The organism is Nitrospirillum karajorum, assembly GCF_036348415.1.
GTDB lineage: Bacteria > Pseudomonadota > Alphaproteobacteria > Azospirillales > Azospirillaceae > Nitrospirillum > Nitrospirillum amazonense_B.
In genome coordinates, this window is the sequence record NZ_JAZBQB010000001.1 from 918,130 (window position 1) to 932,145 (window position 14,016).

Consider the following 14,016-nt stretch of genomic DNA (forward strand, 5'->3'; position numbering starts at 1 on the left):
GAGGCGGGGCGACCGGCACGTGGATCAGAAGAACCCGGACCACCCCGATGCGGGGTCAGCGCAAGACGCCTCGGCCACGCACAGCCAGGCCGCCAGCGACTTGGAGGGCGCGCCCCTCGGCGCCCATCCCGGCAGCCAGCATGTGCCGGGCACCGCCATCGACGCGGCACCGCCCCCGCCCACCCGCCCCTTGCGCGGCCCCACCGGCATGGCCCTGGCCCGCGCGGTGAGCCGCATGGTCGCGCATGGGCAGTTCGGCGACGTGGCCAGCCGCCTCTGGCAATCGCTGGCCCCGCGATCCTTTTACCGCGCCTGGACCTTGCGTCGTGACGGGCCGCGCCGCACCGAGGCGGGTGAAATCTCCGTCGCCCTGGCCCGCCTGCCCGCCCCGCCCCGTATCAGCCTGATCATGACGGGGGCCGAGGCGAGCGGCCTGAAGCCCGCCGCCTGGGCCACCGCCGTGCGCCGGACGGTGGACAGCCTGACCCGCCAGATCCATGACACCTGGGAACTGTGGCTGCCCGCCGATACCACCGTGGACTTCCGCGACCCACGGGTGAAACGCCGGGGGGCCGGCCTACCCGCCCTCAGCCAGGTGGAAGGCGATACGGTGGCCCTGCTGGCCCCGGGCGACCTGCTGCCGCGCCACGCCCTGGCGCTGTGCGTGCTGGCCATGGCGCAGAACCCGGACACGCAGATCCTGTACACCGACGAGGAATGGACCGACCGGTTGGGTCATCCCTTGCGCCCGGTGCTGAAGCCCGCGTTCGATCCGGACCTGCTGTACGGGTCCAGCGGCGTCTACCCTGGCCAACTGTTGCTGATGCGCACGGCGCTGGCCCGCCGCGCCATGGCCGTGGGCCAGCCGGCGGGCCAGTTGGACCGTTACCGCCTGTTGCTGGAGGCCGCCCACCTGGCGGGTCGGGGGCATATCCGCCACATGCCGCGCGTCCTGCTGCGCCGCCGCCGCCCCCTGCCCCTGGGCAGCCTGCCGGCCCTGCAAGCCTTCCTGGCGACCTATCATCCGGGTGCGGTGGCCGAACCCGTAACGGAGAAGGACGCCAAGGGCGAGATCCACACCGCGCGCCGGGTGATCTGGCCGCTGCCCGAGCGCCTGCCGGTGGTCAGCCTGCTGATGCCGACCCGCGACCGGGTGGAGCTGCTGCGCCCCTGTGTCGAGGCCATCCTGGGCGAGACCCGCTATCCCGCCTTCGAGCTGGTGGTGATGGACCATGAGAGCCGCGACCCCGAGGCCCTGGCCTATCTGGATGGGCTGCGCGACCGGCCGGGGGCCCGGGTCATCCAGCACCGCGGCCCGTTCAATTTCGCCGACATGATGAACCGCGCCGCCGTCGCCGCCGCTGGCGAGGTGCTGGTGTTCCTGAACGATGATATGGAGCCGCAGAACCCGGATTGGCTGCGCGAGCTGGTGTCGCAGGCCATCCGCCCCGACATCGGGGCCGTAGGGCCCAAAGTGCTGTCGACCAACGGCACCATCATGCACGGCGGCATCGTGCTGGGCCTGGGCAATGGCCCGGGCGCGGCCCGCCTTGCCGGGTCGCGCTTCGCCGGCCGGCCGGGCGACACCGTGGGCGACCTGGGCATCGGCCTGTGCGCCCACCGGGTGAGCGCCGTCGCCAGCGCCTGCATGGCCATCCGCCGCAGTTGTTTCGAGGCCGTCGGCGGTTTCGACGCCGACACCTTCCCCATCGCCTTCAACGACGTGGACATCTGCCTGCGGCTGGAACAGGCGGGGTATGCCACCTTATGGACGCCCCACGCCGTCCTGACGGCGCTGGAGCCTTACGCCTCCGATCGCCGGGAACGGGTGGAGCAGGAGCGCCTGGCCTTCCTGGAGCGCTGGGGTGCCGCCATCGGCCATGATCGGTCCTGGAACCCCGGGCTGTCCCTGGATGGGCCGGAGGACTGGCTGGCGCTGCCGGGGCTGGTTCACGGGCCGGTGACGCGGTAGGGCTTCGACCCTCTGGTGTCGGCCGCCGCTGGCGTCGGATCAGTTGGACGCCACCTTGGGCTCGGTCGGCGTCTCTTCGCCAGATACCGGCCGGTGATGGGTCTCGCGCTCGTACGGATCGACCAGGCCGGCATCGCCCAGGCCGGCCAGCCGGGCCAGCGGTTCCAGAGGGCTGGGCGCCGGCGCCACGCCGCCGCCCGCCCCGGTATCAGACATCCCCGTATCGGCCACACCCATGTCACCCGCCGGACCATCGCCGGTGGGGACGATGGCCCATCCCTGGCGGGCCGCGCGGTCCAGCGCGTCACAGGCCAGCACCGTCCGGTTGCGGCCGCCCTTCTTGGCCTGGTAGAGGGCGCCGTCCGCCCGGGCCAACAAATCCTCCAGCGTTTCATCGGGACCGCGCCACTGGGCGACGCCCAGGCTGGCGGTCACCTGGGCCGTCTGTCCATCATAAGTCACCGCCAGCGCCGCCAGGCCGATACGCACGCGTTCCGCGACCGCGCGGGCGCCGGCAAGGTCCGTCTCCGGCAACAGCATCATGACCTCCTCCCCGCCGAAGCGGGCCAGCAGGTCCACGGTCCGGCAGGCTTGCCCCGCCTCCTTCACCGCCGCGCGCAGCACCTCATCCCCCATGAAGTGGCCATAGGTGTCGTTGATGCGCTTGAAGTGGTCCAGGTCGAACAGGATGACAGAGAAGATGTGGCCATAGCGGCGCGACCGATCCCATTCCAGGCGTGCCAGCTCGAAGAAGCGGCGGCGGTTCAGGATGCCGGTCAGGGGGTCGGTGCTGGCCAGTTGTTCCAGCTTGGCGTTGGCGGCCCGCAGATCCCGGGTGCGGGTGGCGACGATGCGCCCAAGGGCCCGCTCGCGACGCATCTGCGCCTCGGTGCGCACCGCCAGAACGCAGGCCACCAGGGCCAGCAGGCCGAACAGCATCAACAGCCGGAACCAAGGCTGCTCATACCAATGGGGTAGGACCGTGAGGTGGAAGGCCAGTTCCGCCAGGGGCGGGATGGTCAGCGCGGCCGTGGCGCCCGCCGTCGGCGGGGCAACCGGCTCGGCGTCCGGGTCGAAGCCCACCACCGCCTCTTGCCGATCCGACAGGACCAAGCCGGGCAGGTCGGTCCAGGCGCGCACGCGGAAGGTATAGTCGCCGTGCGACAGGTTGGTATAAACGGCCTGCGGCTGGGCGCCGGTGGCCTCCACCCAGTCCTCGTCGAAGCCATCCAGGCGATAGGCGTAACGGGTGTCGCGCGGCGCGCGGAAATCCAGCAGCGACAGGGCCAGGCGTATCGTCTTGACCCCCGGCTTCAGCGTCAGCGTGCCGCCCGGCGTGGGCAGGCGGCCGGGCGGCAGCACCACGTGGTTGACATCCAGCGAGGTGACGGCCAACACCCCCACCGGCACCGAAGGGGTCAGCAGTTCCGGCCGCACGACGGTCAGTCCCCCCAGCCCGCCGAACAGCACACGTCCATCGGGGGATCGGGCGGCGGCCTTGATGTTGAAGGAGCGAACGATGACGCCATCCCGGGCGCTTAGGACTCGAGGCGGGAAGCCGGGGCCGTTGAACCTCACCAGGCTGGCGGCGGCGCTGGCCCAGATGTGGCCCTCCGCATCCAGGGCAAGGGCGGATATGGCGTTGCTGGGCAGTCCCTGCGCCTCATCCAATATCTGGGGGACGACGCCCGGCCGCCCGGCCAGGGCATCGCGCATCAGGGCGGGCGGCAGGATCGCCAAGCCACCGCCGTATGTGCCGGCCCAGAGGTTGCCAACGCCGTCCAGGACGATGTCGTTGACCACGTCGTGCATCAGGACCCCCACCGTCCCCGGCCGCGATGCGGTCCGCAGGGTATGGAAGCGCAAGCGCGGCAAGTCGCGGAGGTCGGCCACGGCCAGGCCGCCGGATGTCGCCAGCCAGACGGCGCCAGCGGGCGCGCCGGCATCGGGCGGCATGACCAGAATCTTGTTAACCTGATCGCCCGGCAGACTTTCCGGGTCCGCCGGATCATGGACCAGATGGGTCAGGGCGCCGTCCGGCCGTTGGATGAACAGCCCGTCATAGCCGCCCGCCAGCACGCTGGTCCCCCCGGCGGCGGGGACAGTGGCAGCGGGGACAATGGCAAGGGACAGAACGACAGTATCATCCAGGGCCGGTATCCAGGATGGGGTGGCCGCCAGGGTGTCGGGATTGACGTGGGTGACGCCCCGGCCACCCGCCAGGATACCGCCGTCGGGCATCACCACGACGGTGCAGACATCGATACCCTCATCCACCGAGGGCCCCAGGACGCGCCGCAGGACGCCGTTGGCGTCCACGACGTCCACCCGCCCATGGCCCAGCCCCAGCCAGACCCGTCCGGCCCCATCCACGGCCAAGGCATGCACATCGGGGTCGGCCAAGCCCGTGCCGCCGGGGGCCGCCGTCTGAACCGTGGCGATCAGGCGCCGTCCCGCCTCCACCCGATCGGCGCCGCGCTCCGTTCCCACCCAGACATTGCCGCTGCGGTCGCGCAGGAAGGCGTGGACGACATCGGCGGCCAGCGAGGTCGCCACCATCTCGGAATGGGTCAGGCGGCCAACTTGGCCATCGGTAGCCCGCGTCACGATTCCGGCACCGTCGGTGGCCAGCCAGAGCGGACCACCCGGCCCTTCGGGTTCAATGAAGGCGCGGATCATGTGCCGGGCCGCCAGGCCGTCCCCTTCCGTCAGTCCGGCGACCTCCTCAGGACGGGCATGGTCGGGGTCCCAGGTGAAGGCGCCGCTGTCGGCGGTGCCCACCCAGATACGGCCCCGACCATCCTCGTACAGGGCACGGACGTCATCCGCCAACGCGCGCGCCAGGTCGGGGCTGCCGGCGGGCGCCATCACGCGGCTGAAGCCCGCCTCGCCGGCGGCGCGCCGAAACAGCCCGGGATGCCCCCCTATCCACAGGGCGCCGCGGCTATCCTCCAGCACCGTGAACAGGCGGGCGCTGATGCCGCCGGGGCCGGCATCGACGATCGGCGTCACCGTGGCCGATGGCGGATCGTAATGGTCCAATCCCTGGTCCGAGACGATCCAGGCGCCGCCATCCCGGGCGGGCGCCATGGCCATGATGCGAGCGGCCGCGTCGTGGCGCGCGATGGGCACAGGGCGGAAGCCGTTGACGTCCGGGTCGAAACGCACCAGGCCCCCGGCGTTGGTGCCTACCAGCAGCTCACCGGTTTCAAGAACCAACAGGTTGCGCACATAGGCATCGGGCAGGACTCCGGCCGGGGGCGGCGCGCCCGCATCCCGTGTAAAAGTGGCGCGGACATCGGCCGCCGCCCGGTAAATCTGCGCGCGATAGCCGTCAAACCGCACCAGTCCCCCAGGCGTGCCCAGCCAGATGAGCCCCTTGCGGGTCTGGGCCACGCTGGTCACCACGTCATTGGGCAGGTGCAGGGAACTGATGAAATGGTCGAATTCGGGGCCGGACAGGCGCGCCCAGCGGTCGGGGGCATCGCCCATAGGCCCCTCGCCGGCCCGCGCGTCGAGCACCCGCGTGTCCGGCACCCGCGTTTCCGGCACCCGCGTGTCCGGCACCTGCGGGTCGGCTTGGTCAGCGGGCTGGGGCACGGGGCCGGCGGACGCGGGCACGACCGCGCAGGCGATCATGAGCGCCATGCCCAGCCACCGCGTCAGGGCGCTTACCGCGCCGCCCGCCCGCAAGAAACGCCGTCCCACCATGGCCGGGCCCAATGCCCCTTCCCAGTCTCAAGAATTCGCCACGACGGGCGATCCGGCGAGCATGTTGACGCTGAACTCTTACCAAATCCTCGCCAGCACGCGACCTCGCCCGTGATTTCCGGAAATTATCGCGCTTGAGCGTGACGAAGACTGGGAATCGCAGGGGGGAACAGCAGTGCAAAAGGTTAGGCGCCCGCAAGCATGGGGCATCGTCTGGCTGGAGCATGCGGCGGCGGTGGGCCGCTTGGATCAGCCATCCTGGCGGCGGGCATGGGCCAGCAGCCAGCACCCCAGCAGGGCCAGGGCGATGGCGCCCCCGGTGCCGGACACCGCCAGCCACCCGCCATGGTCCCAGGCCAGGCTGGCCACGGCGGAACCGCAGGCGCCGCCCACGAAGTAGGTGGTCAGGTAGACGGTGGTGACCCGTCCCCGCGCACCATGGTTGCCGGCATAGATGATACTCTGGTTGGTGATCTGCAGACCTTGGACGCCAACATCCAACAGCAGGATGCCGGCCGTCAGCGCGACCAGCGGCCCGACGAGGCCGGAGCCCAGAGGGGATAAGGACGCCCATGGAACGATGGGCGCCAACAGCGCCATGAGCAGCCAGGCGCCCAGACAAGCGGCGGCGAACAGGCCCGTCGCCCGGTGGGCGTGGCCCCCGTCCGCCAGGCGCCCCGCCCGGCTGGCCGCCAGCGCCCCGGCCAGCCCGGCCAAACCGAACAGGCCGATGGTGGCCTGGTCGAAATGATAGGGCGCGTCGCTGAGCACGAAGGTCAGGCCCGTCCACAGCACGCTGAACCCGGCGAAGCCCAAGGCCCCCATGAGGGAGCGCCAGCGCAGCACCGCGTCGGTGCGGGCGAGGTGCAGCACGGAAGCCATGAGGCGGCCATAGGGAATGCGGGGCCGCGCCGGGTCGGCCGGCAGGGCCCGGGCCAGCAGCAGGCCCAGCACCACCATCGCCACGGCGGCGGTGACATAGACCGCGCGCCAGCCAGCATAATGGGCAATGGCGCCGGCGATGGTGCGCGCCAGCAGGATGCCGAGGATCAGGCCGCTCATCACCGTGCCCACCGTGCGCCCCCGGCTGTGATCGGGTGCCAGCGAGGCGGCGAAGGGCACCGCCACCTGGGCGGCGCAGGACAGCACGCCCAGGCCCAGCGACGCCACGGCGAAGGTCAGGAAGGTCGGGCTGGCCGCCGCCGCCAGCAGCAGGGCGACGCACAGGGCCAACAGGGACAGGATCAGGCGCTTGCGGTCATGGGTGTCGCCCAGCGGCACCACCAGCAGCAGGCCCAGGGCATACCCCACCTGGGTCACGGTCACCAGCATGCCCGCCGACCCCATGCCCACCTGGAAACTGGCGGCGATGTCGGCCAGCAGCGGCTGGACATAGTAGATGTTGGCGACCACGACACCGCACGTGACGGCGAACAAGGCCGTCAGTCCGGCGGAAAGGGTTTGGCCGGCAGCGCCAACGGTGGGCGCGGGCGGCGTGGGGGACGGCACGGACATGAGAAGGGCGACCTGCGCTGGGAACAAGGACGGCCGTCTTCTGTACCGGGCACAGGTTAATTAGGAAACGGTTAGTTGCGAAAACCAGGCCCGCCCGCCTGGGGCTTGACGATAAACGGGGGTGGTCAGTCCTCATCCACCTGCAGCAGGGGCCAACGCTCCAGCCACCGCTTGTCCCGTATCCGCTGACGCACGATGCCCAGTTTGACCCCGCGAAACGCGGGGGTGGGGCGGATGATGCGGCCGAACAGATCGGCCAGCCCGAAGGGCGCCAGAATCTCCAACCCGCCCGTGCCCGTCAGGCGCACCGCCACGGCGGTGGCCGTCTCCGGCCAATGGCGCAGCGCGTCGGCGGTGGAGGCATAGGGCGCATCGCTGTTGCGACTGTGCATGCGGGCCTGGTTTTTCACCGACCAGGGCGCGTCCGGCTCCTGCGCCAGCAAGCGATCGGTCAGTTCCCGATCAATCGCCAGAGAGGTGCGGTCTGGATCGAACCAGAGCACATCGACATCGCTTTCAGGCAGGTCAGCTTCCAAAGGTTGGACCGCGCGCACGCGATGCAGATGGTCCCAAACGGCGTTCCGCACGAAGCCGGCGCCAATCCAGCAATCGGGCAGACCAAGCGCGCGCACGTGGTCCAGCAGGCGCATCCGGTGGGCATCGCCCAGGATGATGCCCTTCAGGCGGTCACCGTAAGTCAGTTGTTGCATGAGGGACGCCCCGGTGCCGTTTCCACAAAAGATTTGAGCCTCGCCAGTCTCCCGGCGAGGCTCTTTAGTGGTATCGGTCTTTTGTCAGGGACCAATAGGTCCCAAAAGGTCACATCCCAAAATGTCGCAGTTATGCAACCAAACCCGACTTAGAACTTCTTGCGCACGGAGACGAACAGGGCGGTGGGCGCCCCGGCCTGCAGAGTCTGGAAGGTGCCTTCCGCGCCCTTAGCAGAGTCACTGAAAACGTAGCCGTTGGTGCCGATGGACGAGACGTAGTGCCGGTCGAACAGGTTGGTGACGTTGCCCTGGATTTCCAGGTCCCGCTGCCAGCCACCACCCTGGAAGCGATAGCCGAAGCTGAGGTCAAAGGTCATGTAGCCCGGCACACGGCCATCGTTGAGGTAGGTGTAGAACCGCTCGCTCATGTAATTGCCCGACAGCGCGCCGAAGATCATGCCGTCGTCGTAGGAAAGTTCAGTCTTGACCAGGTTGCGCGGGCTGTCGACCACCGTCTTGCCGCGGGTCTGGTAGGTGCCGACGTTATCATCGTAGGTGGACTGGTTGTAGGAGTAGGAGCCGTACAGCGACCAGTTCTTGACGAAGTGCCATGTGCCCGCGACCTCGGCGCCCTTGGTCGTCACGCCACCGACGTTGGTCAGCGCGGAGGCGTTGCCCTGGATGCCGCTGCCCACGGTGGACACCAGCAGGCGGTCGTGGAAGCTGACGTAATAGGCGGCGGCCACCGCTTCGAACGTCTTGTCGATATGGGCGCGGTAACCCAGTTCAAAGGCGTCGGACGTCTCGGGCTTCAGGTTGCCCTTGATGATGTTGAAGCCCGTCTGCGTGGTGGCAAAGGGGCTGTCGCCGGTGTGGGCGGAGACGAAGGCGCGCACGTTCTGGGCGTAGTCGCCGAAGACTTCCGAGCTGTCGGTCAGCTGATAGTTGAAGCCGATCTGCGGCAGGAAGCCCTTGGAGGTGTCGATGGTACCGTTGATGGTATCGCCGACCAGGGTGGTGCTCTGGTTTTCCACCTTCACCGACTTGAAGCCGTAGTTGACCTTCAGCTTGTCCAGGACCTGCCAGGTATCCTGCAGGTGGAACACGTAGGTCTTGGTGTTAAAGGCGTAGTGCCACTGGGTATAGAAGGGGTTGTCCTGGAACTCGTCCGCCGTGCGGCCGGGGCTGTTGATGCCCAGGCCATAAAAGCGGCGGGCCTGGTCGAAATCGTTGTTCTCGAACCAGAAGCCACCCTCGATGACGTGGTCGCCCAGGGTGTAGCTCAGGCTGTCCACCGTGCCGATGCGCGCCACGTCATATTCCGTCGTGCGCATGGAGATGGGGGAGCCGCCAAAGGCCGCCGGGGTGGCGACGTAGGGCGTATCCCAGGTGCCCATGCCCTTGTCATGGTGGCCGTACACCATGGCCTTCAGGGACAGGTTGTCGGTGATGGGGTATTCCAGCTTCGTGGCGCCCACCACATCCTGGCGGTTGCCGGCGCCGTCGTAATAGACGTCATCGGGGGTGCTGTAGGGCGCGGGGATGGCGGTGCCCGCCTGGTAGGCGCTGGCGATGGACTTGGCCAGGGTGTAGTTGTCCGAGATGTTATCCAGCTTGTAGCCGAACTTGCCGATCAGGGCCAAGGACAGGTCCTGGTAGTCGTTCTCGTGCCGGTCGGAATAGTTGACCCACGTGGTCAGCGTGCCTTCGCCCACCGGCTGCACGAACTTGGCGTTGGCCTGCTGCTGCCACTGCTCGCCGTGGCCCTTCCACTTGTTGCCATGCTGGTAGTCGTAGCTGAGATAGCCGCGGCCACCGCCATCGACCTCGCCGGTCTCAATGCGGCCGAAGGCGCGCACGGTGGCGTTGCTGCCGTAGGCGACGCTGGCCAGGCCGCCGGCCTCGGTGTCCGGGTCCTTGGAGACGAACTTCAGCGTGCCGCCCAGGTTGGAGGTGGACGCCGTGTCCAGGGCGCCGGTGCCCTGGGCCATCTGGGTCACGCCCAGGTTTTCGGAGGAAATGGCGCGGCTGATGTGCAGGCCGTTGTCGTTGCCGTAGCTCATGTCGCCCAGCGGCACGTCATCCAGCGTGAAGCCCAGCTGGTTCTGGTTGAAGCCGCGCACGGAGATGCGCACCGCCCATTCATAGGCGCCGTAGGGATCGGCGGCCTGGTAGTTCACGCCCGGCAGCTTGGCGATCACCTTGATGGGGCTGGCGCCGGGGACGGCGATCTGCATGTCCGTGGGCGTGATGGCCTGCACCTGACGGGTTTCGCCGCGGCCGAACACCACGATTTCCTGGATGGTATCGGCATCCGCGGCGGCGTCCGGCGCCGTCTGCGCGAACGCGGTGGAAGAAACACTGAGGATCAGCAGGGACACACCCGCCAACAACCGATTCTTCAACATCGAATTTCCCCCTTCGATTATTTAAATGCTTCCCAATTTGATAATATACGGAAGCGGTATCCGCCTTTTGGCGGCTGACTTGACGTGCGTGCTGCATAGCAACACGGTATGAATATTTTGCGACAGTGCCGTGACCGATCTGTTTACTGGCAACGGTGTGACATTTCGGCACCCCGTTTCGCGTCAGACTGGTTGTGGCCGCTCCACGCCCGGCGCCGTCGTGGCCGGCACCCGCCAGCGGCCCAGCGTGCGGGCCTGGTAGGGCTTGGCATCGATGGTGATCGCGACCAGATCCGCCACCGCCGCCTCACGCGTCAGGGTCAGCAGGACGTAGCCCTTGGTGGTATGGTCGTTCAGCAGCACCTCGGGATTCTGCGCCTTCAGGATGTCACCGAGCTGCGGCAGGCCGAGTTCCTCGCCCGGCGAGGGGCTGGTGATGGAACTGGCGCCGAATTCCGCCGCCACCCGGGTGGTGCCGGCGGCGTCGCGCAACTCGTTCACCCAGAAGGCGTGGCTGTCGCCCGACAGCACCACGGTGTTGCCGGCGCGGCCGTCCACCACCGCCGCCTTGATGGCGTCGTAGACCCGCTCGCGGGCCGCCGGATAACCGTCCCAGCCATCCAGGTCGTAGGGGATGTCGAAGCTGGCCATATGAACGATGGGCGCCAGCTTGGCCCGCGCCGCCTCGGGCATGCCGCCCAGCCAACTGGCGACGCCATCGGCGCCCATGGCCTTTTCCAGTTTGGGCGCGATGGTGCGGGCCATCACCACTTCGTTGCCCAGGACCTGCCACGGGGTGCCGGCCGCGACCGACGCCTTCAGGGTGGCGGCCAGCCATTCTTCCTGCCGCACGCCCATCATCTGGCGTTCGGGATCGGCGCAGAAGGTGCGGATGGCGTCCTCATCCGGGCCCAGGACATAAGGCGCCGGCGCCGAGCCGCCGGCCTTCACCGCCGCCATGACCTTGGCCGTCACGCTGGCATCCGTCACCTTGCGTCGGCTCTTGTCGCCCGCGACCTCGTAAACCGCCATCGGCAGGTCGCCTGGCACGCTCCATTCCAGTTGTCGGGAACGGGCTTGCAGCCGCGTCTCCACCATGACCAGGGTGGCCAGGTCGCCGAACTGGAAGGCGCGCTGGATCTCCTCCGCCGCTTGGCCGACGCGCGGCTCGCGGATGGGCATCCACTCGTAATAGGCGCGCACCGCCGCCGCCTCGCGCGTCAGGAAGGCGCCTTGGTCGGGGTGATGGTTCTCCGCCCCGCCGGCCCAGGTGTCGTTGCACACCTCGTGGTCGTCCCAGACACAGATCCAGGGGGCGCGGGCATGGGCGGCCTGCAGATCGGGGTCGCGCCGGTACTGGGCATAGCGCAGACGGTAATCGGTGAGGGTGACGATGTCGTGCGGCGGCTCTGGAATACGGCCCAGGCGGCGGCCGTTCTCCATGCCGTAGTCATCGTCCTTGGCGCCATATTCGTAGATGTAGTCGCCCAGCTCCACCACCGCGTCCAGGCGATCCAGCTTGGCGATGTGGTCATAGGCGTTGAAATAGCCGTTGGGGTAGAGGGCGCAGGTGACGGCGGCCATCACCACGCTGTCGACGCGCCCCTGGGGCAGGGTGCGGGTGCGCCCCACGGGCGATGTCGCCGCACCGCAGGTGAAGCGGTACCAGTAATCCTGGCCGGGCTTCAGCCCATCCACGTCAACCTTGGCGGTGAAGTCACGGGCGGATGTGGCCTCCACCGTGCCGCGCCGCACCGGCCGCTGGAAGGCGGCGTCGGACGCGACCTCCCACGCCAGGCGCACGCTGGGGGTGGCACCCGGAGCATCGGGCGTGACCCGCGTCCACAGCACGACCCGGTCGGCCAAGGGATCGCCGCTGGCGACGCCATGGCGGAAGGCCGCCCCCGGCGCCGCCCACACGGGCCGCGCGCTGAGCGCCAACGGGGCGGCGGCCCCCAGCAGCAGAAGCGACAGGGCCCGGCGGCGGCTCAGCACGGTCATCGAGGTCATCCAGCAATGGTCAAGGAGGACCGTCGGTTACGCCATCCGCTTGAAAGAACGACGACATATTGGTTAACGATTCGTGACGACCCCGCCCGGCGTGGCCAATGCTGGCGTCAGGAGCCACGCTGAGGCACCTTAGGCGCCGGGGCCCGGATGCCCCGGGGGAGAGGTCATGCGTATCGTTCTGTTCAAGGGCCAGTCGCAGTATGGCTCGCTTCGGCTGCATATCGACCAGTTGGCGGCAGCCTTCGCCGCCATGGGGCACGAGGCCATCGTCGTCGACCTGGCGGCGTCGGACAACGTGACGCGGCTGAATGCCGCACTGGCCCGGCCGGTGCAGTTCTTTTACGCCATGAACAGCATGGGCGCGGACCTGCGCGCTGGCAGCCGCTCGCTCTATGACGCGGCGGACGCCCTGTTCATCACCCTGCACGTCGATCATCCGGTGCGCCTGTGGGATCGGCTGGAAACGAAGATGGATCGGCGCTTCGTCGTCAGCTTCCTGGACGAGACGCATGTGAAGCTGACGCGCGAGTGCTTCCCGTCAGACCATTTCGCGGCCCTGTCGTTGATGCCGCCGGGGGCCAACACCAGCATTCCGCCGGCCATGCCGGAGGAAGCGCGCCTGTTCGAGCGATGGGAGGCTGATCGCGACATCCCGCTGCTGTTCACCGGCACCTATCGCGGCACCCCCGAGCGCGCCTGGCGCAATGCCGAGCGCAACTTCGTCACCACCCTGTTCGACGATGCGGCGGACCTGGCGCTGAGCCAGGACACCCTGGCCCTGGAGGACGCCATCGACCAGGTGCTGGCCGCCCGCGACACCAGTTTGGCCCCGGCCAGCCGCACCCAGCTGATCCAGAAGTCGGAGGAAGTTTATCAGTATGTCGAGGCTTACCGCCGCCATCAGCTGCTGGTGACCCTGAACCGGGCCGGCGTACCCCTGGTGGTCTATGGCAAGGGGTGGGAGGATCGGCCTTTCCCCGCCTTCGACTGGCGGGGGGAAGGCAGCTTCGAGCAGACGCTGGGCCTGCTGCGGCGCACCCGGCTGGTCCTGAACAGCAACAACAACTTCGTCGCGGGCGGCCATGAGCGGGTGTTCGCGGCCCAGATCAATGGCGCCGCCGTTCTCTCGGACACCAGCCGCTATTACGACCGGTATTATGCCGACGGTCGCGACATGCTGTTCTACCGCTGGACGGCGCTGGATGCCGTGCCGGCCCGCATCGAGGCCGCCCTGGCCGATCCGGTCGGCTTGGCCGCCATCGCCCGTGCCGGCTTCCACCAGACCGCCACACACCACACCTGGGATGTCCGCGCTCGCCACATCATCGACCTGTTCGCCGCCGTCAACATCCTGACGCGCTGACCGGCACGGACAGCGGGACCACGTCCGGCACGGACAGCGGGACAAACTTCGGCCGCCGCCGAAGCGCCGCGTCATAATGGCGCAGGCGGGGACCTTGTTTCGTGACACTCATTCTCAATATCCATTGGTTCATAGACTCAATCCGGTCGTGAGCAAGCCGCCAGACGGATGACCCCCACCAATAAGACCCAAGTGATTCCGTGTGGCGCAGCCTGGAGACGCTTGCCCATCAGCGGGGTATTTAAATTCTAACGAAGCCGTTAATATTGATTCATTCTCGATTATTTGCTTCTGCGTAATAATTACGAAACAACTTATCAATCAAAA

General features: G+C 68.3%; 7 protein-coding genes. 2 read left to right on the forward strand and 5 right to left on the reverse strand.

Features of this window, described 5'->3' with window-relative positions; all coding sequences use genetic code 11:
• Positions 1-19 precede the first annotated feature (19 nt).
• The gene (locus UCD39_RS04195) at positions 20-1,972 is read left to right on the forward strand and encodes a glycosyltransferase family 2 protein (protein WP_330494831.1); all 1,953 of its coding nucleotides are present in this window, start codon (positions 20-22) and stop codon (positions 1,970-1,972) included.
• Positions 1,973-2,011: 39 nt separating this feature from the next.
• Here UCD39_RS04195 and UCD39_RS04200 read toward each other — a convergent pair whose 3' ends face one another.
• The 5 genes from UCD39_RS04200 to UCD39_RS04220 all read right to left on the reverse strand — a co-directional run bounded on the left by UCD39_RS04200 (position 2,012) and on the right by UCD39_RS04220 (position 12,317).
• Complete coding sequence (locus UCD39_RS04200) at positions 2,012-5,683, reverse strand: diguanylate cyclase (RefSeq protein ID WP_330494832.1); 3,672 nt, start codon at positions 5,681-5,683, stop codon at positions 2,012-2,014.
• 249 nt (positions 5,684-5,932) lie between these two features.
• Positions 5,933-7,198 carry an MFS transporter gene (locus tag UCD39_RS04205; protein ID WP_330494833.1) on the reverse strand — a complete coding sequence of 422 codons (1,266 nt, stop codon included), beginning with the start codon at positions 7,196-7,198 and terminating at the stop codon, positions 5,933-5,935.
• Positions 7,199-7,323: 125 nt separating this feature from the next.
• Positions 7,324-7,908, reverse strand: a complete 585-nt coding sequence (locus tag UCD39_RS04210; protein ID WP_330494834.1) for a nucleotidyltransferase family protein — start codon at positions 7,906-7,908, stop codon at positions 7,324-7,326.
• Positions 7,909-8,057: 149 nt separating this feature from the next.
• Positions 8,058-10,316 (reverse strand): TonB-dependent receptor family protein, encoded by a 2,259-nt coding sequence (locus tag UCD39_RS04215; RefSeq protein WP_330494835.1) that lies wholly within the window; start codon positions 10,314-10,316, stop codon positions 8,058-8,060.
• 183 nt (positions 10,317-10,499) lie between these two features.
• Positions 10,500-12,317: an alkaline phosphatase D family protein gene (locus UCD39_RS04220; RefSeq protein WP_330494836.1), complete on the reverse strand. Its 1,818-nt coding sequence runs from the start codon at positions 12,315-12,317 to the stop codon at positions 10,500-10,502.
• A gap of 175 nt (positions 12,318-12,492) precedes the next feature.
• Between UCD39_RS04220 and UCD39_RS04225 the strand changes: the two genes are divergently transcribed.
• Complete coding sequence (locus UCD39_RS04225) at positions 12,493-13,689, forward strand: glycosyltransferase family protein (RefSeq protein WP_330494837.1); 1,197 nt, start codon at positions 12,493-12,495, stop codon at positions 13,687-13,689.
• Positions 13,690-14,016 lie beyond the last annotated feature (327 nt).